This is a genomic window from Methylobacterium sp. E-005 (assembly GCF_022829725.1).
Lineage (GTDB): Bacteria > Pseudomonadota > Alphaproteobacteria > Rhizobiales > Beijerinckiaceae > Methylobacterium.
On the sequence record NZ_JAKSYG010000105.1, the window covers coordinates 60385 to 82028 of the forward strand.

The 21644-nt window shown below is 71.2% G+C and carries 18 protein-coding genes; 5 read left to right on the forward strand and 13 right to left on the reverse strand.

Annotated features, from left to right (window positions below):
• Positions 1 to 75 precede the first annotated feature (75 nt).
• From MKK88_RS12475 to MKK88_RS12510, 8 genes are all read right to left on the reverse strand, one after another.
• Positions 76 to 1470 (reverse strand): dihydrolipoyl dehydrogenase, encoded by a 1395-nt coding sequence (locus MKK88_RS12475; protein WP_244000090.1) that lies wholly within the window; start codon positions 1468 to 1470, stop codon positions 76 to 78.
• 338 nt (positions 1471 to 1808) lie between these two features.
• Positions 1809 to 2825: a tRNA pseudouridine(55) synthase TruB gene (gene truB / locus MKK88_RS12480; protein ID WP_244000092.1), complete on the reverse strand. Its 1017-nt coding sequence runs from the start codon at positions 2823 to 2825 to the stop codon at positions 1809 to 1811.
• 67 nt (positions 2826 to 2892) lie between these two features.
• Positions 2893 to 3321, reverse strand: coding sequence for a 30S ribosome-binding factor RbfA (gene rbfA / locus MKK88_RS12485; protein ID WP_244000094.1), 429 nt, complete (start codon positions 3319 to 3321; stop codon positions 2893 to 2895).
• A gap of 104 nt (positions 3322 to 3425) precedes the next feature.
• A complete protein-coding gene (gene infB / locus MKK88_RS12490; protein ID WP_244000096.1) occupies positions 3426 to 6398 on the reverse strand; it encodes a translation initiation factor IF-2 in 2973 nt (990 codons plus the stop codon).
• A gap of 76 nt (positions 6399 to 6474) precedes the next feature.
• On the reverse strand, positions 6475 to 7197 hold the full coding sequence (locus MKK88_RS12495; RefSeq protein WP_244000097.1) for an RNA-binding protein: 723 nt from the start codon (positions 7195 to 7197) through the stop codon (positions 6475 to 6477).
• Between the two features lie 25 nt (positions 7198 to 7222).
• Entirely contained in the window at positions 7223 to 8863 is a 1641-nt protein-coding gene (gene nusA, locus MKK88_RS12500; protein ID WP_244000099.1) for a transcription termination factor NusA, read from the reverse strand.
• Positions 8864 to 8927: 64 nt separating this feature from the next.
• The gene (gene rimP / locus MKK88_RS12505) at positions 8928 to 9689 is read right to left on the reverse strand and encodes a ribosome maturation factor RimP (protein WP_244000101.1); all 762 of its coding nucleotides are present in this window, start codon (positions 9687 to 9689) and stop codon (positions 8928 to 8930) included.
• A gap of 360 nt (positions 9690 to 10049) precedes the next feature.
• Complete coding sequence (locus MKK88_RS12510) at positions 10050 to 11069, reverse strand: aldo/keto reductase (RefSeq protein WP_244000103.1); 1020 nt, start codon at positions 11067 to 11069, stop codon at positions 10050 to 10052.
• Positions 11070 to 11262: 193 nt separating this feature from the next.
• On the opposite strand from MKK88_RS12510, the gene MKK88_RS12515 reads away from it, so the two are divergent.
• The 3 genes from MKK88_RS12515 (at position 11263) to MKK88_RS12525 (ending at position 13184) form a co-directional block, all read left to right on the forward strand.
• Positions 11263 to 12198: a sulfite oxidase heme-binding subunit YedZ gene (locus tag MKK88_RS12515; RefSeq protein ID WP_244000105.1), complete on the forward strand. Its 936-nt coding sequence runs from the start codon at positions 11263 to 11265 to the stop codon at positions 12196 to 12198.
• Between the two features lie 68 nt (positions 12199 to 12266).
• Positions 12267 to 12665: a hypothetical protein gene (locus MKK88_RS12520; RefSeq protein ID WP_244000107.1), complete on the forward strand. Its 399-nt coding sequence runs from the start codon at positions 12267 to 12269 to the stop codon at positions 12663 to 12665.
• Positions 12666 to 12776: 111 nt separating this feature from the next.
• Positions 12777 to 13184 carry a hypothetical protein gene (locus MKK88_RS12525; protein WP_244000108.1) on the forward strand — a complete coding sequence of 136 codons (408 nt, stop codon included), beginning with the start codon at positions 12777 to 12779 and terminating at the stop codon, positions 13182 to 13184.
• 15 nt (positions 13185 to 13199) lie between these two features.
• On the opposite strand, the gene MKK88_RS12530 is transcribed toward MKK88_RS12525, so the two are convergent.
• Together MKK88_RS12530 and MKK88_RS12535 are read right to left on the reverse strand one after the other, a co-directional pair.
• The gene (locus MKK88_RS12530) at positions 13200 to 13376 is read right to left on the reverse strand and encodes a hypothetical protein (protein WP_244000110.1); all 177 of its coding nucleotides are present in this window, start codon (positions 13374 to 13376) and stop codon (positions 13200 to 13202) included.
• A 147-nt stretch (positions 13377 to 13523) separates the two neighbouring features.
• Positions 13524 to 13919 (reverse strand): DUF4174 domain-containing protein, encoded by a 396-nt coding sequence (locus tag MKK88_RS12535; protein ID WP_244000112.1) that lies wholly within the window; start codon positions 13917 to 13919, stop codon positions 13524 to 13526.
• Between the two features lie 123 nt (positions 13920 to 14042).
• Between MKK88_RS12535 and MKK88_RS12540 the strand changes: the two genes are divergently transcribed.
• Both MKK88_RS12540 and ssb read left to right on the forward strand, forming a co-directional pair.
• Positions 14043 to 15059, forward strand: coding sequence for an NADP-dependent oxidoreductase (locus tag MKK88_RS12540; protein WP_244000114.1), 1017 nt, complete (start codon positions 14043 to 14045; stop codon positions 15057 to 15059).
• Positions 15060 to 15226: 167 nt separating this feature from the next.
• Entirely contained in the window at positions 15227 to 15811 is a 585-nt protein-coding gene (gene ssb, locus MKK88_RS12545) for a single-stranded DNA-binding protein (RefSeq protein ID WP_244000116.1), read from the forward strand.
• Between the two features lie 290 nt (positions 15812 to 16101).
• Here ssb and MKK88_RS12550 read toward each other — a convergent pair whose 3' ends face one another.
• From MKK88_RS12550 to MKK88_RS12560, 3 genes are all read right to left on the reverse strand, one after another.
• Entirely contained in the window at positions 16102 to 17430 is a 1329-nt protein-coding gene (locus tag MKK88_RS12550) for an HlyD family type I secretion periplasmic adaptor subunit (RefSeq protein WP_244000118.1), read from the reverse strand.
• Positions 17427 to 19154 (reverse strand): type I secretion system permease/ATPase, encoded by a 1728-nt coding sequence (locus MKK88_RS12555; protein WP_244000120.1) that lies wholly within the window; start codon positions 19152 to 19154, stop codon positions 17427 to 17429. The genes MKK88_RS12550 and MKK88_RS12555 overlap by 4 nt, the downstream gene beginning before the upstream one ends.
• Positions 19155 to 19231: 77 nt before the next feature.
• Positions 19232 to 21406, reverse strand: coding sequence for a hypothetical protein (locus MKK88_RS12560; RefSeq protein ID WP_244000122.1), 2175 nt, complete (start codon positions 21404 to 21406; stop codon positions 19232 to 19234).
• Positions 21407 to 21644 lie beyond the last annotated feature (238 nt).

Genomic DNA, 21644 nt, shown 5'->3' on the forward strand with positions numbered 1-21644 from the left:
CAGGAACCCAAGCAGCTCATAGGACGGGTATGGCGGTGAGACGGATCGAGCGCAATGCTCGCGATCGCGACAAGATCAGCACTTGTTTTTGGTCCGCGATATGTCCGCCAGCGCGGTCGTCAGCGCTTCTTCGACGGTCGGGTGATAGATCGGTCGATCCATGACGTCCTGAGCCGTCAACCCGTCCGCGACCGCGTAGGTGAGGAGGTGGGCGAGGTGCTCCACGGCAGGGCCCAACATCTCGCCGCCCATCAGCCGCCCGTCCCGATCGGCCCAGATCCGGAGACCGCCCTGGTTGTGGCCTTCGACGCGGGCGCGGCCCTGGCCTGAGAAATCCATCGTCCCGATCACGCAATCGTCAGTGTCCGGCGCGTAGGGCGCACCGATGGCGGCAGCCTGCGGTTGGGTGAACACCATGGCCAGGCGCGTCCAGGGCGTCACCGCCTCCACCGGCCGCCCGGCGGCCAGGGCCGCGGCATTGGCGCCCGCGATTCGACCTTGGCGGCTCGCCTCGTGGAGCACGGGCCGCCAGGCATCGGCATCGCCCGCGATCAGGATCGGCGCCCCGGCGCAGAGCAGGGTGCTGTGGTCGAAATCCGGGACGCCGTCCTCGCCGAGGCGCAAACCGGCCGCGGCGAGATCGAGATCGTCCAGGTTCGGCGTCCGGCCGGCGGCGGCCAGCACCCGCGCGGCCCGCATCACCTGCCCGCATCCGTGGCGATCGGTCCAATCGAGGCGCACCCCCTCCCCTTCCGGCTCGGCGTTCTCCAGCGTGGCGCCGCGATGCAAGTCCAGTTCGGCGCCGAAGATCTCGGCAGCCTGCCGGGTGAGACTCGGCTCGCTCAAGCCCGCGATGGTGTCGCCGGCGTCGAGCACCGTCACGGCGACGCCGAGCCGTGACATCGCCTGGGCGATCTCGATCCCGACCGCGCCGGCCCCGAGGATGGCCAGCGAGTCCGGGAGATCGGGGATCTCGAACAGGGTATCGGTGGTGAGGAGGCGATCGCCGAGGCCGCGCAGGGGTTTCGGGACGGTCGGGCTCGATCCCGTGGCGATGATGGCGGTCCGGAACCGGACCCGCATCTCCTGTCCGACGGCGAGGGTCTGACCGTCCAGGAAGCGGGCACTGCCGCGGATGCGGGCCTCCTCCGGCAGATCTTCCAGGCCCTCGAAGACGCTGCCGACGAAGCGGTCGCGCTCGGCCCGGAGGCGCGCCAGCACAGCCGGCCCATCCACCGCGACCTCAGACACGCGAACCCCGAACAGGTCGGTGTTACGCGCCGCATGGGCGGCGGTCGCGGCCGCGATCAGCAGCTTGGAGGGCATGCAGCCGACGCGGGCACAGGTGGTGCCGCCGGGGCCGCGCTCGATCAGGACCGCATGGGCACCGGCTTCGGTGGCGGCGCGATAGGCGGCGATACCCGCCGTTCCGGCGCCGATCACCGCCACATCGCAGGCCAATTCGCGCATCGTTGAACCCCCCGGTCGTTCGCGGGGCCAAAGTTTTACGGCCGAGGTTCGTTCCGCCTGCGCGCACGCGCCTCAGGTGGGTGGGCGGGGGGCTGCGAAGGGTGCGGATCGAGAGAGAAGACAGGGTTCCGCAGGTCCCCTCCCCCGTGCGGGCTAGGGGGCTCACACAACCGGGCGGGCCACGCCGATTCAGGGTCGAGCGCGGGTCCCCTCTCCCGTGCGGGAGGGGGGGCCTGTCGCGCTCTGCCGCCGGCGGCGATGTCAGCCGGGGATGTGTGACCGTCGTAGCCTCCGCACGCAGCGGAGGTCGCGTGGTCTGACGTGAGCGAGCGGGCGCCCTACGCCCCGCGGCCCGGCGCCGTTCCCCCGAGATGGAATACCCGGTGCGGCACCAGTTCGCCGCGCTCCACATCGCCGACGGCCACCAGGATGCCGGCGCAGGTGGCGAAGGCCTTGCCGGCCACGGGGGCATCGCGGCCGCGCAGGATCACCGGCTGGCCACGCATCAGGCGTAGGCCGAGATCCCGGGACACCGCGACCTCCGGGATCGCGTCGAGGGCCGTCTCGACCGGCCGCAGATAGGCGAGCGCCGCCTCGGGGGTGCCCTCCGCCAGGATCGAGACCGGGCAGGACTCGGCTTCCGAGAACGGCCCGACGCGGGTCCGCCGCAGCGCCGCCACGTGGCCGTAGCAGCCGAGCATCCGGCCGAGATCCCGGGCGAGGGCACGGACGTAGGTGCCCTTGCCGCACTCGGCCTCGATCACCGTGCGCTCGCCGTCATGCTCGACCACGGCGAGGCGGTCGATCTGCACCGGCCGGGCGACCAGCTCGACGATCTCGCCCTCGCGGGCGAGGTCGTAGGCGCGTTCGCCCTGGATCTTGATCGCCGAGTAGCGCGGCGGCACCTGCTCGATGGCGCCCACGAAGGCCGGCAGCGCCGCCTCCACCGCCGCCCGGTCCGGCCGGGCTTCGCTGGTCGCCACCGGGCGGCCCTCGGCGTCGTCGGTATCGGTCTCGACGCCCCACTGGACGGTGAACCGGTAGGCCTTGCGGCCGTCCATCACGAAGGGGACGGTCTTGGTCGCCTCACCCAGCGCGATCGGCAGGATGCCGGAGGCCAGCGGATCGAGGGTACCGGCATGGCCGGCCTTCTTGGCGTTGAAGGCGCGCTTCACCACCGCCACCGCATGGGTCGAGGTCATGCCGACATGCTTGTCGAGGATCACCCAGCCCGACACGTCCCGGCGCTTGGGCCGGTCGGGGCGCGGGCCGCGCTGCGGGCGGCGGCCCTCGGGGCCCCGGAGCTCAGCGCTCGGGGCAGGCGCCGGGCGCTCGGCCGGCGGATGATCTTCCATGGAAACCGTCATGTCCTCGCGTCCCCCCGGGGTCGAGCCCCGTCCCTTTCTCGTTCGGCGTCCGGGATCAATGTCCCGGTCCGGTCTCCGGTTCGTCGTCATCCTGCTCCGAACCGAGGTCGCGCTGGACGCGCTCGTCCCGCAGCAGCCGGTCGATGCGCGCCGCCTCGTCGAACGTCTCGTCGCGGCGGAAGCGCAGCTCGGGCGCGAATTTCAGGTTCACGCGCCGCGCCACCTCCTGGCGCAGCACCTTCCGGTGGCGCTCCAGGGCGGCGATCACCGGCGCCTCGTCGAGGCCGCCGAGCGGCATCACGTAGGCGGTGGCGAGCTTCAGGTCGGGCGACATCCGAACCTCCGGCACGGTCACGACATGCGTGCCGAGCACCGGATCCTGGATGTCGCCGCGCTGAAGCACCTCGGCGAGCGCATGACGGATGAGTTCGGCCACGCGCTGCTGGCGCTGCGAGGGGCCGGTGGTGGTCGGTTTCTGGGCCATTCTGTCTCGGGCCGGCACCGCGGGGCGGCCGGCTCACGTCCTGGAAAAAAGAAAGACGGCCGCGGCAGGTGCCGCGACCGCCCTGTCCAGACGAATCCGGAGCGTCAGAGGGTGCGGCGGATCTCCTCGACCCGGTAGCACTCGATCGTATCGCCGGCGCGCATGTTCTCGAAGTTCTCGAAGGCCATGCCGCACTCCTGGCCGGAGGTGACTTCCTTCGCGTCGTCCTTGAAGCGCTTGAGCGTCTTCAGCTTGCCCTCGTGGATTACCACGCTGTCGCGGATCAGGCGGACATGGGCGCCGCGCTCCACGATACCGTCCTGGACGCGGCAGCCGGCGACCTTGCCGACCTTCGAGACCTCGAACACCTCCTGGATGGTCGCCTCGCCGAGGCGCTCCTCGCGCAACGTCGGTGGCAGCATGCCCGAGAGCGTGGCTTTGATGTCGTCCACGAGGTCGTAGATGATGTTGTAGTACCGGATCTCGATGCCGGACCGCTCGGCGGCCTCGCGGGCCTCCTTGAGGGCGCGCACGTTGAAGCCGATCACGACCGCCTTCGAGGCCTGCGCCAGGGTGATGTCCGACTCGGTGATGCCGCCGACACCCGCCAGGAGGATGCGGGCCGCGACCTCGTCGTTGCCGAGCTTCTCGAGCGCACCCGAGATCGCCTCGACCGAGCCCTGCACGTCGCCCTTGATGACGACCGGCAGCTCCTTGCGGCCGGCGCCTTCCTTGAGGTCGCGCATCATGTCGACGAGCGAGCGGTTGGCGCCGCCGGTCCGGGCGTTCTGACGCTCGCGCTTCTGGCGGGCGCGGTACTCGGTGACCTCGCGGGCGCGGGCCTCGCTCGGCACCACGGTCACGCGGTCGCCGGCATCGGGCGTGCCGTTGAAGCCCAGCACCTCGACCGGGACCGAAGGTCCGGCGTACTGCACGTTCTCGCCGAGGTCGTCGATCAGGGCGCGCACGCGGCCCCACTCGGCGCCCGCCACGACGATGTCGCCGGTGAACAGGGTGCCGCGCTGGACCAGGACCGTGGCCACGGGGCCGCGACCGCGGTCGAGCTGGGCCTCGATCACCGTACCCTCGCCGTCGCGCTTCTCGTTGGCGCGCAGGTTCATGATCTCGGCCTGGATCTGGATACCCTCCAGAAGCTCCGGCAGACCGTCGCCGGTCTTGGCCGAGACCTCGAACTCGAGGGTCTCACCGCCCATCGACTCGACCTGGATGTCGTGCTGCAGCAGCTCCGTGCGGACCCGCTCCGGCTTGGCATCCGGCTTGTCGATCTTGTTGACCGCGATGATCATCGGGACGCCCGCCGCCTTGGCGTGCTGGATGGCCTCGATGGTCTGGGGCATGACGCCGTCATCGGCCGCCACCACGATCACCACGATGTCGGTGACCTTGGCGCCGCGGGCGCGCATCGACGTGAACGCCGCGTGGCCCGGGGTGTCGATGAAGGTGATCATGTCACCGGACGGCGAGGCGACCTGATAGGCGCCGATATGCTGGGTGATGCCGCCGGCCTCGCCCTCAACCACGTTGGCCTTGCGGATCGCGTCGAGCAGCGAGGTCTTGCCGTGATCGACGTGGCCCATGATGGTGACCACCGGCGGACGGGGATCGAGATCCTCCTCCAGATCCGGCTCGTCGGAGGACAGGCCCTCTTCCACGTCGGACTCGGCGACGCGCCGCACCGTGTGGCCGAGCTCCTCGGCGATGAGCTGCGCGCTGTCCGAATCGATCACGTCGGTGATCTTGTGGATCTGGCCCTGCTTCATGAGCATCCGGATCACGTCCACGGCCCGCTCCGACATGCGGTTGGCGAGTTCCTGGATGGTGATCGTCTCGGGGATCGTCACCTCGCGGGACAGCTTTTCTTTCTGCTCGACATGGCCACGACCGCTCATGCGCTGCTGGCGGCGGCGGAACGAGGCGACGGAACGCGTGCGCTCCTCCTCGCCCGACGTCGCCGTCGCGATCGTCAGACGGCCGCGGTTGCGGTCGCCGCCCGGGGACTTCGGTGTCTTGGGCGGGGTGATGATCTTGAGCGGCATGCCGGGACGGCGGATCACCCGCTTGGTCTCGGACTCGTCCTCGTTGGTCTGCGTGGCGCGACCGGCGGGACGCGCTGCGGCGCCGGCGCCGGCGGGACGCGCGGCGGTGGTCGGAGTCGCGCTCTTCTCCGGCTCGGGGGCCGGAGCCGGGCGGGCCATGAAGTTGAGATCGCGCGGCTTACGCGAATCGGCCGTGATGGTCTTGCGGGGCTCACCGGTGGACGGGCGCGGCGTCAGCGGCGGGCGCGCGGCAGCCGTCGGCGCGGCCCCCGGTGCCGGGCGGGCAGCCGTCGGGCGGGCGGCATCCGGTTGACGCGCCGTCGTGGCGGCCGGACGAGCCGGCGCCGCGGCAGAAGCCGGGCGGGCGGCGGCCGGAGCCGCTGCGGGCTGGGCGGGGGCCTGAGCCGGACGCGCGGGCGCAGGCGCCGCCTGGGCAGGCGCCGGCTGAGCAGGTGCCGGAGCCTCAGGTGCCGGCGCGGCAGCGGCCTTCGCCGCCTCCGCGGCAGCCTGCTTGGCAGCCTCCTCGGCGGCGCGCGCGGCCTCCGCGGCGGCGGCCTTGCGCTCCTCCTCCTCGCGGCGGCGGGCCTCGGCGGCCTCCCGCTCGCGGCGGGCCTGGTCCTCGGCCTCCTTGCGGCGCGCCTCGGCCTCGGCCTCGGCCTTGCGGCGGGCCTCGGCCTCGCGGCGCTGCGCGTCGGCCAGCGCCGCTGCACGGGCCGCGCTTTCCTGCTCGCTCAGCGTGCGCAGGACGACGCCTGAGGCGGCGCGCTGGGCCGGGCGGGGCGGAGGCGCCGTCGGCGTGGGGGCCGCCGGGCGGGTGGTTGCGGGGGCGGGTTCACGGGCGGGTGCGGCCGGCGCCGCGCCGATGACACGGCGCTTCACCGTCTCGACCACGACCTGCTTGGAGCGGCCATGGGAGAAGCTCTGACGCACGGTGCCCGCCTCGATCGGCCGCTTGAGGCCGAGCGGCTTCGGGGAAGTCCGATTCAGAGTCTTGTCGCCCGGGTTGTTCGTATCGCTCATTCAGCCTGAACCCTGAGGGTTTCCATCGTCCCGTGAACCGACGCCCGGTGGCGCCAGTCAAAATAGTCCTGCGTCGTCAACGTGAGGCTTCATCGACCCCGCCGATTCGGGCTGGATCGGGCTCCCCGGTCGCCGCGGCGGCGCCCTCGAAGGAGCGTAGCCGACGCCAACGCGACAGGCAGCCGGCGGCTCCGGCTCCTGCGACGAGCGCAGCGTGTATCACATGATCCCGACCTAAGGCCATGTCCAATTCATCTTCGGACAGGTCGTCGATGATCGGTATCCTTGACATGGCCTCACCGTGACGCCGGTACAAGGCCGAAGCGATCTTGCGCCGCCCATCCGCACTGGCCTCCGCGGCGTGGATCACCGCCACCGCGCGGGGCTGGCCGCCGATCGCCGCCTCGACCTTCGAGAAGCCGGCCACGAGGCAGCCCGCCTTGTTGGCGAGCGCGATCGCCTGCCGCAGATCCTCGCGGAGTCCCACGGCGATCCGGTCCGGCAGGTCGGGATCGGCCGGGGCCGGTCCCTTGAACGCCCGGGAGAACAGGTTCTTGCGCACGGCGGTGGCGACCGCGTCCCGTCGGGCGCTGACCCAGGCGCCGCGGCCGGGAAGCCGGGCACGCAGGTCGGGCACGACGCGGCCGTCCGGCCCGCGCACGAACCGGATCATCGCCTCCGGCGCCTGGGCGACGCGGGTGACGATGCAGGTCCGCTCAGGCGCACGGCGGCCGGGGCCGGCATCGAGCCCCCCGGCTTCCGGTCCGCCCTCGGGCAGAATCGCTTCGACCTCGCTCACCGCGCCTCCGCCGCTCCCGTCCGCCTCAGGCCTCGGCCTGGGCGGGGGTGGCCTCCTCGCCCTCGGCACCTTCTGCAGCGCCCTCTTCAGCACCCTCCTCGGCCTCCGGCTCCGGCAGGGCCTCGATCCAGCCGGCCTTGACGCGGGCAGCCATGATCAGGGCCTCGGCCTCGGCGCGGGACAGGTCGAACCCGTCGAGGTAGCCGGCGTGGCGGACAGCCTCCGGGCCGCGGCCCTCGGTGTAGCCCACGAGGTCGTCGGTGGCGCAGCCCGCCAGATCCTCGACGCTCTTCACGTCGTTCTCGCCGAGCGCCACCATCATGGGCGTGGTGATGCCCTCGATCTCGCGCAGATCGTCGGAGACGCCGAGTTCGGTGCGGCGGGCGTCGTGCGCCTGCTCGATCCGGGCGAGGTGATCCTGGGCGCGGGCCTGGATCTCGGCGCCGGTCTCCTCGTCGAGCCCCTGGATACCGGACAGCTCGTTGAGGTCGACGTAGGCGATCTCCTCGACGTTGCGGAAGCCCTCGGCCGCGAGCAGCTGGCCCACGGTCTCGTCGACGTCGAGCGCCTCCATGAACACCTGGGTCCGCTCGGCGAACTCCTTCTGGCGGCGCTCCGATTCCTCGGCCTCGGTGAGGATGTCGATGTCCCAGCCGGTGAGCTGCGAAGCGAGGCGCACGTTCTGGCCCCGGCGGCCGATCGCCAGCGACAGCTGGTCGTCCGGCACCACCACCTCGATGCGGTCGGCCTCCTCGTCGAGCACCACCTTCACCACCTCGGCGGGCTGGAGGGCGTTGACGATGAAGGTCGCCTCGTCCTCCGACCACGGGATGATGTCGATCTTCTCGCCCTGCAATTCGCCGACGACCGCCTGCACACGGGATCCCCGCATGCCGACGCAGGCGCCGACGGGATCGATGCTGCCGTCGCGGGAGATCACCGCGATCTTGGCGCGGGAGCCCGGATCGCGGGCCACCGCCTTCACCTCGACGATGCCGTCGTAGATCTCGGGCACTTCCTGGCCGAACAGCTTGGCCATGAACTGGGGATGCGAGCGCGACAGGAAGATCTGTGGGCCGCGGACCTCAGAGCGCACGTCGAACAGGTAGGAGCGGATGCGGTCGCCCGGCCGGAAGGTCTCGCGCGGGATCATCTCGTCCCGGCGCACGATGCCCTCGCCGCGGCCGAGATCGACGATCACGTTGCCGTACTCAACGCGCTTCACGATGCCGTTGAGGATCTCGCCGATCCGGTCCTTGTACTCGTCGAACTGGCGGGCACGCTCGGCGTCGCGCACCTTCTGGACGATGACCTGCTTGGCCGATTGCGCGGCCACGCGCCCGAAATCGAAGGGCGGCAGGGTGTCGGAGATCACGTCGCCGACCAGGGCGCCGGGGTTGTAGCGGCGGGCCTGATCCAGGGTGATCTCGCGGGCGTCGTTCTCCACCTCGTCGACCACCAGGAGGTGGCGCGACAGGCGCAAAGCCCCGGTCTTGTTGTCGATCTCGGCGTGAACGTCGGTCTCGGCGCCGTAGCGGGAGCGGGCGGCCTTGGCGATCGCCTCCTCCATCGCGTCGATCACGATGGAGCGGTCGATCACCTTCTCGCGGGCCACCGCGTCGGCGATCTGGAGGAGTTCGAGCCTGTTGGCGCTGACGACGGCCATCGGTGTCGGTCCTTCTCTTCCGTCAAATTCTCTGGGCCGGCCGCATGGACCAGCCCTGGCGTGTTCAGTGCAGCGAGTCGCGATCCTTGAGCCGGGACGCCTTGCTGATCACCGGCTTCCTGGGACCGGTCCGCGCCGGTTTCTGGGTCTTGGCCGCAGGGCTGGCCTTCTTCGGCCCCTGCGGGCGGAAGGCGTGGCGCACGGGCGCCGCCTGCTCCTCGGCCGGCGCGTCATCCTCGGCCTCATCGGCCGCGTCTTCGGCGGGCGGCCCGCCGCGGCGGAGCGACTCGCGGATCAACTCGTCGGTGAGGACGAGATGGGCCTCGGCGAGGGTCTTGAGCGGCAGCTCGATGCGGCTCGGCAGCCCTTCCTTCACGTCGGGCAGGTCGATCGGGACGATCTGCCTGTCGAGATCCGGCGCGCCGAGGATGCCGCGGAAGCGCTTGCGCCCGTCCAGCGCCGGGCTCAGCTCGACCTTGGCCTCGTAGCCTTCCCAGCGGGCGAAATCCGAGACCCGCACCAGCGGCCGGTCGATCCCAGGCGAGGACACTTCGAGGTTGTAGGCGCCGCCGACCGGATCGTCGACGTCGAGGAGCGGCGAGATCGTGCGGCTCACCGTCTCGCAATCCGCGATGGTGAGGGTGCCGTCCGGCCGCTCGACCATGATCTGCACGGTGCAGCCGTTGATGTTGGACATCTTCACCCGGACCAGCCGGAAGCCGAGGCCCTGGAGCGGCCCCTCGATCACCTGCGCGACGCGCGCGGCGACGCCCGTCTCTCGGACGAGGCGCTTCTCGGACAGATCCGCTTCGATCTCGGACGACATGTGTGGTGGTGAACACCCTTCGCGGCGTTCTGCGTGGCCCGCCCGCGGGCGTTCGACGAAAGAGACGTGCGGCGAAAAAAAAGAGCGGACCCGGTGGGGCCCACTCCCGAACCGCAGCCTCTCGACTGCCATCAGAACTGATGACCGTTAGATAGCGAGCCTTGGTCGGAAGCGCAAGACGGATCCGGCGCACCCTGCGGCCTGGTTCTTCCAAATCTCGGCCTCATCCTGAGGCGCCGAAGCGAGAGCGGAGGCAGCGAAGGAGTACTCCAGATGGCTCCAGGATCCCTGGAGCCCTCCTTCGAGGCTCGCTGCGCTCGCACCTCAGGATGAGGGGAATGGTTTGGAAATGGGCTGCTTTCAGGCGCCTGAGCCGCTGCGCGGCACCCGCCCCTCCAGCGGATAGGCCGGATCGTTGTAGCCGGGCGTCGTCGGGTGCCCCGCCGCCACGAACCCGTCCACCAGCGCCTCATCCTCCGGGGTGAAGGCGTAGTCGAGGGCGCCGAGATATTCCTGCCACTGCGCCTCCGTCCGGGGGCCCGCGATGACGCCGGTCACGAGGCGGTTGTTCAGCACCCAGGCGGTGGCGAACTGGCCGGCCGTGATGCCGCGGGACTCGGCGTGTTCCTTGAGCGTGCGGGCAATACGGAGCGATTCCGGCCGCCACTCGGTCTGCATCATCCGCGTGTCCTGGCGACCGGCACGGGATTCGGCCGGCGGCGGCGCGTCGGGATCGTACTTGCCGGTGAGCACGCCGCGGGCGAGGGGCGAGTACGGCACGACGCCGAGCCCGAAATGCGCGCAGGCCGGCAGGTGCTCGGTCTCGGGCATGCGGTTGAAGGCGTTGTAGTAGGGCTGGCTCACCACCGGCCGGTCGATGCCCAGTTCGTCGCAGAGCCGGCAGATCTCGGCGACCCGCCAGGAGCGGTGGTTCGAGACGCCGAAATGGCGGATCTTGCCGGCCCGCACGAGGTCGGCCATGGCGCGGACCGTCTCGGCCAGCGGCGTGTCGTGGTCCTCCTTGTGGAGGTAGTAGATGTCGATGAAGTCCGTGCCGAGCCGGCGCAGGCTGTCCTCGGCGGCCTTCATCACGTGGACGCGCGAGAGGCCGCGGTCGTTGACGCCAGGGCCGGTCGGGTTGGCGACCTTGGTGGCCAGGATCCAGGCATTGCGCTCGGCCTTGATGGCGCGCCCGGTGATCTCCTCCGAGCGGCCGTCCGTGTAGACGTTGGCCGTGTCGATGAAGTTGACCCCCGTTTCCCGGGCGCTGGCGACGATGCGGCCGGCTGTGGCCTCGTCGGTGGGGCCGCCGAACATCATCGTGCCGAGGCAGATCGGCGAGACCTTGAGGCCGGAGCGGCCGAGAGTGCGGTACTGCATGGGATCCATCCGGTGTCCGTCGTCCCGCTATCTTGCCGCAGCGCAGTCGAGGTCAACCACACAGGTCAATCCGCCCTGTAACCGTGGCGGCTCCGCGGCGAACCGACCCGTGGCGGCACCGACGCCCGGAGACAGTCGTTTCCGGGGGCCTGTTCGCGCTCCATCCCCCCGATCGAAGCCCCGTTCGCGACTCATGATCGACCGCCTGGCCGGCTCCCTCGGCATTCCCCTCCCCTGGCTCGACCGGGCCGGACGCCTCTCCTGGCTGAAGCTCGCGGTGTTTGCGGGCTGCATCGCGCCGGCGCTCTACCTCGCCGCCGCCTATCGGCTCGACGCGCTCGGCGCCAAGCCGATCACCGCGCTGATCCATGCCACCGGCGAATGGGCGGTCCGCTTCCTGCTCTTCTCCCTGGCGATCTCGCCGCTGCGCCGCATCGCCGACTGGCCGAAGGTCATCGGCGTCCGGCGCATGCTCGGCATCACCGTGATGGCCTACGCGGTCGCGCACCTCACCCTCTACGCCGTCGACCAGAACCTGATCCTCACCAAGATCGTCTCGGAGATCGCGCTCCGGCTCTATCTGACGATCGGCTTCGTGGCGCTGATCGGCCTGATCGCCCTGGGGCTGACATCGACCGACGCAGCCGTGCGCAACCTGGGCCCGAACTGGCACCGGCTCCACCGGATCGTCTACACGATCGCGGTGCTGGCGCTCGTCCACTACTTCCTGCAATCGAAGATCGACGTCACCGACCCGGTCTTCTCGGCCGGGCTGTTCCTGCTGCTGATGGGCTGGCGGGTGATGCGGCGGTTCAAGGGGCCGGAGCGGCCGTGGTCGCTGCTGCTGCTCGCGATCCTCGCCGGGCTGGCCACCGCGGGCCTGGAGGCGGCGTGGTACGGGCTCGCCAGCGGCGTCCCGGCGAGCCTCGTGCTCGCCGCCAACCTGGATTTTTCCGGCCCGATCCGGCCGGCCTGGTGGGTGCTGGCGATCGGCCTGTCCCTGCCCGCGATGGCGCTCGTGCGCGGAAAGCGGGCGACGCGCCAGCCTGCCGGCGGGCGGGTGGCCTCCCCGGCCCGGCGGCCCGCACCCCAGGAAGCTTTGCCGAAACCCTTGTCGCCGCGGGCCTGATGCCGCAGAACTCGCGGCCGGCCCCCGCCATCGACGGCCCGGGGTCGCAGCGGAGTGTTCAGGACGCCATGCGCGGCACCCTTCTCCTCATCGCGGGCCTGCTCGTATCCAGCGCCGCCCAGGCGGCCCCGAACGCGACGCCCCCAGCCTCCCCCGCGAAACCCGCCAAGGCCGCGCCCCCGACGGCAGCCGCACCGGCGGTCGTAACAACCTGCACCCCGCCCGGGCCGCCGCCGGCCTCCGCACGCCCGGCCAAGCCCGCGCTGCCGGACAAGCCGGCCTGCCTCGACACCAAGGAAGGCTGCCCGGGCTGGGAGGCCTACAGCTACAACGACGCGATCAAGGCCTACAACCTGCAGGCGCAGGCCTTCCGGCCGATCGCCGAGGCCTACCTGCAGAAGCTCAACGCCTACGTGAAGGCGAGCGGCGAGTACGCGCAATGCGAAGTGAACGCGATGCAGAAGTAGCCGGCTGAACGGCGGCCAACACGGCATCCAGGGGGCGGTTCAGGCGGCCGGGCGCACTCTCCGGTAATGATGGCCGCGATACCCGCGCGCCGGATCACGCCGAGGCCCACCGTGCCCGCCCGTCGTTTCCCCATCCGCATCGGCCTTCTGGCCCTGCTTCTCGCCGCCGGCCCGGCTTTGGCCGCCGATTTCGACGGCCCCTATCCGCCGGATCATCGCTGGGGCGGCCCGCCCCAGGAGGAGCTGGAGCACCGGCCCCCGCCTCCCCCGCCGCCGCGCCCCGAGCCGGAGTTCCATCGGCCGCGCTTCACCGCGGCGCCCCCCGAGGCGTGCTGGGAATTCGTCCGGCGCCGGTTCGATCCGGACGGCGCGCCGGTCGTGCGCCGGGTGCGGGTCTGCGACGAGCCGGGCTTCGACCGCGGCCCGCCCCCGCCGCCTCCGCCCCCGGAGGATGTCCCGCCCCGCCGCTGGGGCGGGCCGCGCTGGGGCGGTTCACACTGGGATGGGCCGCGCTGGTAGGGCGCGGGGATCGGTTCAGATGCGGGCGGGCGCCTTCTTGAGGGCGGCCGCGAAGGCCTTGAGCTGGCGGTTCAGATCCGCCAGCTCGTTCAGCGCGATGGTCTTGTGACCGTCGCGGACCGCGCGCTCGATATCCTCGACCTGCGAGGCGACGAGGCGGCGGATGGCGTCGGCAACATGGTGTCGGTTCATCGTTTCGAGCGTCTCGTGGGAACGTCCTGGCGGGCCTCAACGGACGGCCGGAATGCGGCCGTCGACACGATCCGGTGATAGGTCGGTAGGCTTAACCGTTGGTGTCCATGGCCGCCGCCGCGCACATCCGATTGTAAGATTTTAGACCTATCTGCGGTCCCGCGTCTCGCTGCGCCGCATCGGCATCGCGTCGATGGTGGCGAACAGCCTCTGGGGCGGGATCGGCGCCGCGGCGGTGAGCTTGGCGCCCCCGTCCTTGCCGACGAGGACGGCCCGAAAGCTGTCGGCCGGCAGCCCGAGCGCGGCGCGCAGCGCTTGCGCCTCGGCGCCGGAGCCCACCGCCTCCAGCACCACCAGATCGCGCTCGGCGACACCGTCGCGCACCGGACCCAGGGCGGCGCGCTGCGCCTTGAGCTGCGCGTCCGCGGCGTCGGGCGCCGACAGGACCAGCACGCGGACGCGGTCCCGATAGGCATCGAGGGGCGCCGCCGAGGCGGTCGCGGTCAGGGCCGCCAATCCAAGGCCGAGTGCCGTTCCGCGCATACCGGGCCTCCGAATCCTGAGACGGGACAACGCGCGATCCGCCCCGGAGATCGCCCGACGCCGTTGCGGGGGCCGATTGGCGCCCCAGATCCGGACGGGCAGCCAGTCTCCGGGAGTTTACCCATGACCGCCATGAATCGCCGCATCGTCCTGGCCTCGCGCCCCCACGGCGAGCCGCGCCCCGAGAACTTCCGCCTGGAGGAGGTACCGGCGCCGCAGCCCGGCCCCGGCCAGGTCCTGCTGCGCACGCGCTGGCTGTCGCTCGATCCCTACATGCGCGGCCGGATGAGCGACGCGAAATCCTATGCGGCGCCCGTGGAGATCGGCGCGCCGATCACCGCGGAGACGGTGGGCGAGGTCGTGGCCTCGAACCATCCGGACTACGCTGTCGGCGACCTCATCACCGCCTTCGCGGGCTGGCAGACGTACTTCGTCACGGACGGCAAGGGCTCGCGCCGGGTCGACCCCGGCGTCGCGCCACCCTCGACGGCTTTGGGCGTGCTCGGGATGCCGGGCATGACGGCCTATACCGGCCTCCTCAACATCGGCCGGCCGAAGGCCGGCGAAACCGTGGTGGTCGCGGCCGCCGCGGGGCCGGTGGGCTCGCTCGTCGGGCAGATCGCCAAGCTGAAGGGCGCCCGCGCCGTCGGAATCGCGGGCGGACCGGACAAGTGCCGCTACCTTACCGAGGAACTCGGCTTCGACGCCGCCGTGGACCATCGCGGCGAGGACCTGCCGGGGGCGCTGGCCGCCGCCTGCCCGAAGGGGATCGACGTCTATTTCGAGAATGTCGGCGGCGCGGTCTTCGCCGCCGTGATGCCGCTGCTCAACCCCTTCGCGCGGATCCCGGTCTGCGGCCTCGTCTCGGCCTACAACGCCACCGAGGTGCCGGCCGGCCCCGACCGCCTGCCGGGCCTGATGCGCTCGGTCCTGACCAACCGCCTGCACATCCAGGGCTTCATCGTGTGGGATTTCGCCGATCAGGCCGAGATCTTCCGCACGGAGGTCGGCGGCTGGATCCAGGAGGGGCGCGTCCGCTACCGCGAGGACGTGGTCGAGGGCCTGGAGAAGGCGCCGGAGGCCTTCATCGGCCTGCTGAAAGGTCGCAATTTCGGCAAGCTGGTCGTGCGCGTCTCCTGACGCCGCTTGCTGCCGTCCTGGAACAGATATAGAACATGCAGATCCGACGGCGCTGCGGAAAGCGGGCACAAACCCTCACCGCAGGTTGCCGCTCCGGAGGCCCGGGCGCATGGTTCGCGCGCCGCCGGGCCGATGCCCTGTGAGATCCGTACGATAAGGAGAGAGCGATGGCGGGCAGCGTCAACAAGGTGATTCTGGTGGGCAATCTCGGGCGCGATCCCGAGATGCGCCGCCTCGGCTCGGGCGACCCGGTGTGCAACCTGCGGATCGCCACCTCGGAGTCGTGGAAGGACAAGGCGAGCGGCGAGCGCAAGGAGAAGACCGAGTGGCACTCGGTCGTGATCTACAACGACAACCTCGCCCGCGTGGCCGAGCAGTACCTGCGCAAGGGCTCGAAGGTCTATATCGAGGGCCAGCTCCAGACCCGGAAGTGGACCGACAATTCCGGCGTCGAGAAGTACACGACCGAGGTGGTGCTCCAGCGCTTCCGCGGCGAGATGACGATCCTCGACGGGCGTGGCGGCGGTGGCGGCGGCGACTTCGCCGGCGAGGATGAGGGTGGCGGGCAGATCAGCCGCGGCGGCGATTTCGGCGGTGGCCGGGGCGGTGACCGCGGCGGCGATTTCGGCGGCGGCGGCGGCGGCCGCTCACAGGGCGGCGAGCGCCGTCCGGCTCCGGCCTCCTCGGGCGGCGGCGGTGGCGGCGGTGGCAGCCGCGGTGGCTACGACCTCGACGACGACATCCCGTTCTAGGCCGCGTCGCAGGATAAGCATCCGTCCCAGCCCACTTACCGTGGTTGCGGGCGCCCGAGGATACCGGGCAAGCACGCTCTCCTCCCCCTCGCGGGGAGGAGTTGAAGGTGGGGATGGTGCAGACAGCACCGATGCACTCGATCCTGCACCACCCCCACCCCTGCCCCCTCCCCGCAAGGGGGAGGCGATCTTTTCTCAATTGTTTCACAGGAACGCTGTGCGAACCCTTCCGCGGGTTCCCGGGTCGCAGTCCACTTGCGCTCCATGCGCCCAGCAAAACGGTCGGCGCGCTACTTCTCGCGAAACGCGCGCCGCGCCTGATCGACGAGGGGCTTCGTCAGGTAGGACAGGACCGTCCGGTCGGCCGTCCGGATGAACGCCTCCACGGGCATGCCGGGCATCAGCTTGGCCCCGTCGAGCTTGGCGAGCTCGTCCTTCGTCACGCCCAGCCGGACGAGATAATAAAAACTGCCGGTCCGCTTGTCTTCGCTCACATCGGCGGCGATGCGCGTGACGCGGCCGTTCAGCTCCGGCGTCGTCCGCTGGTCGAAGCTCGGGAGGCGCAGGCCCGCGGCTTGACCGGTCTGGAGCCGATCGATGTCCTGGGGCGCGACGCGGACTTCCGCCACGAGCGAATCGGCGGTCGGGACGATCAGCATGATCGGCTCGCCCGGGGCGATCACGCCGCCCCGGGTGTGGACCGCGAGTTCGTGCACGTAGCCGGTCTGCGGCGCGCGGATCTCGATGCGCTGGAGCTGGTCGAAGGCGGTGATCTTCTGCTCCATCAGCGTCGCCGCCTTGGCGCGGTTCTCGGCCAGCTCCTTGCCGACCTCGCTGCGCAGGTTCTGCTCGAGCTGGAGGATCTGCAATTCGGTCTCGGAGACCTTGCCCCGGGTCTGCGCGATGGTGGCCACGAGGATTCCGCGCTCGCCCTTCAGGCGGGACATGTCGCGCTGGAGGCTGGTGAGCCGCGTCAGCTGGATCAGGTTCTTCTTCCAGAGTTCCTCGACGCCCGCGTATTCCCGGCCGATGATCGCGGTCTCCTGCTCCTTGGCGGCGGCCTGCTCGACCAGACCCTTGATCTCCTCGTTGAGCTGCCCGACCCGCTCGCGTAGCTGCGCCTTCTGGCCCTGCAGCGCGTCCCGGCGGAAGCGGAACAGCTTGCGCTCCCCGTCGACGATCCGCCCGACCTCCGGCCCGGCCGTGGTGAGCTCGGGCGGGATCACGAGATCCGGGCGGCCGTCGCGCTCCGCCTCCAGGCGGGCGTTGCGGGCGGCGATCTCCCACAGGCTCTTGGTGACGCTGTCGTAGGTGGCGCGTGCCGCCGTCGCATCGAGGCGCACCAGCAGGTCGCCGGCCCGGACGCGGTCGCCCTCCTGGACCGGCAATTCGGCCACGACGCCGCCGGTCGGATGCTGGACCTTCTTGATGTTGCTCTCGACCACGAGCGAGCCGGACGCGATGATGGCGCCCGACAGCTCCGTCGATGCGGTCCAGGCCCCCACCCCCAGGGCCACGCCGATCACGGCGGCCACGCCGAGGATGTGTCGGCGCAGGGAGCGGCGCGTTCCGGCGGTCGGATCGGAATCGGGCCCGGTGGGATCAGGCTGCGTCGTCATGCGACCCTCGTGGGTGTCTGGCGGGTCAGGGCGCCGAGCTTCGCCAGGACCTCGTCGCGCGGCCCGTGCAGCTGGACGCGCCCGTCGCCGAGGACCAGGATCCGGTCGACCGCCGCCAGGGCGCTCGGCCGGTGCGCGACCACCACCACGATGCCGCCGCGGGCGCGCACGCCCTGGACGGCCGCCGACAGGGCCCGGTCGCCATCGACGTCGAGGTTGGAATTCGGCTCGTCGAGGACGACCAGGAAGGGGTCGCCGTAGAGGGCTCGCGCGAGGGCGATCCGCTGGCGCTGGCCGCCGGACAGCCCGAGCCCGCCGGCACCGCCGACCCGGGCGTCGTAGCCCCCCGGCAGCCGGAGCACGACCTCGTGGACGCCCGCGGCCTTGGCGGCGGCGAGCAGGGCCTCGGGATCGGGCGCGGGATCGAAGCGGGTGATGTTCTCGGCAATCGTGCCGTCGAACATCTCGGTATCCTGCGGCAGGTAGCCGATTGCGCGTCCGAGGTCGTCGGAATCCCATTGGTCCAGAGCAGCGCCGTCGAGGCGGATCACGCCCCGGCTCGGCCGCGCCAGCCCGACCAGGGCCCGGGCGAAGGTCGATTTTCCGGAGCCGCTGGCGCCGATCACGCCTAGTGCGCTGCCGGGGGCGAGGGCGACGTTCACGTCGTGCAGCACGAGGGTGTCGGTGCCCGGTATCGCGATCGAGAGGGCCGTCACGCGCAGGCTCTCGCGCGGGGCCGGCAGGGGCGTCGGAACAGCCGGCTCCCGCGGGGGCAGGAAGGCGGTGAGGCGGCCCCAGGCCTGACGGGCGGCCGTGAACGACTTCCAGTTGGCGATGGCGAGATCGACCGGCGCGAGCGCCCGGGCCGACAGGATCGTGGCGGCGAGCATCACCCCGGCGGTCGCCTCCGCGCGCACCACCAGGAGCGCCCCGAGGCCAAGGATGCCGGATTGCAGCAGCGTGCGCAGCAGGCGCGCCGTCGTGCCGAAGCCGATGGCGAGGTCGTTGCCCCGGGTCGCCACGTCGAGGTTGCGGCGGGTCCGGACCTGCCACAGGGCCGCGATGCGGGCGCGCATCCCGAGGGCCGAGAGCAGCGGCGCGGTCCGGTGCGCCATGTCGGTGAGGGATCGGCGCTCGCCCGCCACGCGGACGGCCTCCTGGGTGATTGCGGCCGAGGCCCAGTCGGTCAGGATCGTCAGCCCGCACAGGAACAGGGCGCCCCCGGCGATCGCCGCCCCGAGCCAGGGATGGAACAGGAAGCAGACCGCGACGTAGAGCGGCACCCAGGGCAGGTCGAAGAAGGCGCTCACCGCCATGCTCGACACGAAGCCGCGCACGGTCTCGAGGTCGCGCAGGGCCTGGGGTCCCGCGTCGCTGCGCGGCATCTCGGAGCCGCGGGCGAGCAGGGTGCGGAAGATCCGATGCCCCAGGCGCTCGTCGATGAGGCGGCCGAACCGCGACAGGATCCGCGCGCGGAAGATCTCGAGGATGCTCTGGATCACCAGCAGCATGAGCGTGATACCGGCGAGGCCGACCAGCGTGGCGATGCTCCGGCTCGGCAACACCCGGTCGTAGACCTGCAGCATGAAGATCGGGGCGGTCAGCATCAGCAGGTTGATGAGGCCGCTGACGGCCATCACGGTGATCAGGCAGGCGCGCCCGGCCCGGAGGGCGGCCCAGAACTCGCGACGCCTCGCAACACGCAGCACGCGCTCGTCGGTCACAGGTTTGTCCCCGGATTCTCGGTGTGGCGCGACGACGATGGCGGCCCCCGCCGCGGCTGCGGCGGGGGCGCTTGGCCTTACAGCCCGAGCAGGTGCAGGCCGCTCGTGGTCGTGTGCGGGGTCGGGTCGGTGTGCTGGACGTCGGCGTGCCCGCCGAGATCGAGCGTGGCGATCCCGAGATCGACGCTGGCGCCGTGGGACGCCCCGGCATCGGCCGAGGACGCCGTCGTGGTCGGGATGGCGTCGGCGAGCTGGCCGACCAGGGCATCGGCGCCGCCGCTGTTGGTCTGCGGCAGCTGGATGCTGTCGCCGCTCAAGAGGTTCGCCGTCGCCAGGCTCGGCTGATCGGCGCCCACCGAAACCGCGCTCACCTCAACGGTGTGGGCCGGATCGGCGGCGGGCGTCAGGATCGCGGCGTCCGCCACCGGCGCCGTGGTTGTCGGGCCCGCGGACACGTCGACCAGCGGGTGTGTCCCGGTGCCGGTCTCGCCCGTCGTGCCGCCGGTCAGGCCACCGAGCAGGGTGCCGGCCGGATTGCCTCCCGTTCCGGACACGGCCGAGCCGAGCGCCGTCGTCACGGGGGCCAGGACGCCGTCGAGCCCCGTGCCCGATCCCTGTCCGCCGTCGGTGACCGCGGGAATGAGGCCCGTCACCGCGCCCAGGACGCCGCCCGCCGCATCCGCGACATGCCCGGCATCGCTCACGACCTGCCCCGTGGCCGGCACGCCGTTCCCGGTCAGCACGGACCCAGGCAGGTTGACCACGTCGGTGACGAGGTTGGTCGACTCGCCGAGTTCGCCGAGGCCGGCCGTGTTGCCGAGATTGATGACGGAATGGAGCGGGTCGTTCAGCAGCGGCACGTCGTGGCCGACCTGTTCCAGGCCCGCATGGACGGCGTCGATCAGCGTGTTGGCGACGTCGCCGACCGGCTGAAGCGGCGCGCCGGCGCCGAGCAGACTGCCGGTCACGCCCTGGCCATCGCCGGTCACGCCGCCGAGAAGACCGGCGAGCGGGCTCGCGGCATGGTCGCCGAGCAGGCCGTCCACCGTGGCGGTCACCGGCGTGAGGAGGCTGCCGACAGCCGGGATGCCGGTCCCGCCGCCGCCGAGGCCGCCGACGATACCGGTCACCCCGTCGACGAGGCCCCCGGCGGCCTGCGTCACCGCGCCGACATCGCCGAGGATCGGCGACACCGCGCCGAGCCCCTGGCCGCCCAGTACGTCGCCGGGCAGGCCGACCACGTCGGTGAGGAGGTTTCCGCCCTCGCCGATATGGCCCAGGCCGACCGTCTCGCCAAGGTTGGTCAGGCCATGGATGGCATCGTTCAGCAGGGGCATCGCATGGCCGAAATCCTCGAGGGTCATGTGGAGGTCGAGGATGGCGGTGTTCGCGAGGTTCGTGACCGGCGCGAGTAGCCCGTCCGACGCCAGCAGGTTGCTGCCGCTGACGGCCCCCGTGGCGGAGGCGAGCAGCGTGTCGGTCGCCCCGAGGACATGGCCGAGGTCGGACAGGACGGGATCCGCCGAGGCGAGGCCGCCACCGTTCAGGATCGATCCGGGGACCGAGAGGGTATCGGTGAGGAGATTGCCCGGCTCGCCGAGATAGCCGAGCCCGGCCGTCTCGCCGAGGCCCGTGACCGCGTGGATCGGCGCGTTGAGTTCGGGGGTCGAATGGCCGACATCCTCGAGCGTCGTATGGAGATCAAGCACCGTCTGGTTGAGGATCTCGGTCGCCGGCGTGAGGACGCTGCCGGAGCCGACCAGGCCGTTGCCCGGGGATGGCACCGCGGCGACCGCGTCGAGCAGCGTATTGGCCGCGTCGGTGACGTGGCTGGCATCGGTCAGGAGCGGCGCGGCGGTCCCGACGCCGGCCGGATTCGCGGCGGCGCCCGACAGATCGGTGATCAGGTTGCCGGCCTCGCCGATGTGACCCAGGCCGATCGTCTCACCGAGATTGGTGAGCCCGTGCAGGGGTCCGTTCAGCGGCGCGACCTCATGACCGGTCGTCTCGAGCTGCGCATGGGTATCGAGGACGATCGTATTGGCCGTCTCGGCCAGCGTGTCGGGGAGGATCGAGCCGCCCTCGCCTCCGGTGACGGAGCTCACGGCCCCCTCGATCTGCGAGGCGATGGGCCCGAGGCTCGCGAGCTGGCCGGTCGAGAGCGCGGTGGACGAAAGCAATGCGCCCGGACCGACGAGCCATTCGAGGGATCGCGTGGCCGGGCTGAGGATGGCGAGGGGGGATGACGACATGAGCACCTCCGGTTTTGCGGTGTAACCGGAGATGCAATCTTTGGTTGCGGCGCCCTGCGTCTGTGGTTAAAACCAGGTTAGTTAAATGTGACTTCTAATTGTATTTTAGCGAAAATTCAGGGCATCCAGGGCGTATGAACGCCGTCCCGGCAGTGGCGTCTGTCCGATGATCCGAATTCGCGACTTTCTACTGCTGCGTGCATCTAAAACCACGCGGACAGGGCGAGCCGTGCAGCCA

Bases quoted from the DNA above. Each gene is read 5' to 3' on its own strand.
- MKK88_RS12560 (WP_244000122.1), bottom strand. From the start codon at position 21,406: ATGTCGTCATCCCCCCTCGCCATCCTCAGCCCGGCCACGCGATCCCTC.
- MKK88_RS12530 (WP_244000110.1), bottom strand. From the start codon at position 13,376: ATGAACCGACACCATGTTGCCGACGCCATCCGCCGCCTCGTCGCCTCG.
- MKK88_RS12510 (WP_244000103.1), bottom strand. From the start codon at position 11,069: ATGCAGTACCGCACTCTCGGCCGCTCCGGCCTCAAGGTCTCGCCGATC.
- MKK88_RS12515 (WP_244000105.1), top strand. From the start codon at position 11,263: ATGATCGACCGCCTGGCCGGCTCCCTCGGCATTCCCCTCCCCTGGCTC.
- rbfA (WP_244000094.1), bottom strand. From the start codon at position 3,321: ATGGCCCAGAAACCGACCACCACCGGCCCCTCGCAGCGCCAGCAGCGC.
- infB (WP_244000096.1), bottom strand. From the start codon at position 6,398: ATGAGCGATACGAACAACCCGGGCGACAAGACTCTGAATCGGACTTCC.
- rimP (WP_244000101.1), bottom strand. From the start codon at position 9,689: ATGTCGTCCGAGATCGAAGCGGATCTGTCCGAGAAGCGCCTCGTCCGA.
- MKK88_RS12540 (WP_244000114.1), top strand. From the start codon at position 14,043: ATGACCGCCATGAATCGCCGCATCGTCCTGGCCTCGCGCCCCCACGGC.
- ssb (WP_244000116.1), top strand. From the start codon at position 15,227: ATGGCGGGCAGCGTCAACAAGGTGATTCTGGTGGGCAATCTCGGGCGC.
- nusA (WP_244000099.1), bottom strand. From the start codon at position 8,863: ATGGCCGTCGTCAGCGCCAACAGGCTCGAACTCCTCCAGATCGCCGAC.
- truB (WP_244000092.1), bottom strand. From the start codon at position 2,825: ATGGAAGATCATCCGCCGGCCGAGCGCCCGGCGCCTGCCCCGAGCGCT.
- MKK88_RS12520 (WP_244000107.1), top strand. From the start codon at position 12,267: ATGCGCGGCACCCTTCTCCTCATCGCGGGCCTGCTCGTATCCAGCGCC.
- MKK88_RS12535 (WP_244000112.1), bottom strand. From the start codon at position 13,919: ATGCGCGGAACGGCACTCGGCCTTGGATTGGCGGCCCTGACCGCGACC.
- MKK88_RS12475 (WP_244000090.1), bottom strand. From the start codon at position 1,470: ATGCGCGAATTGGCCTGCGATGTGGCGGTGATCGGCGCCGGAACGGCG.
- MKK88_RS12550 (WP_244000118.1), bottom strand. From the start codon at position 17,430: ATGACGACGCAGCCTGATCCCACCGGGCCCGATTCCGATCCGACCGCC.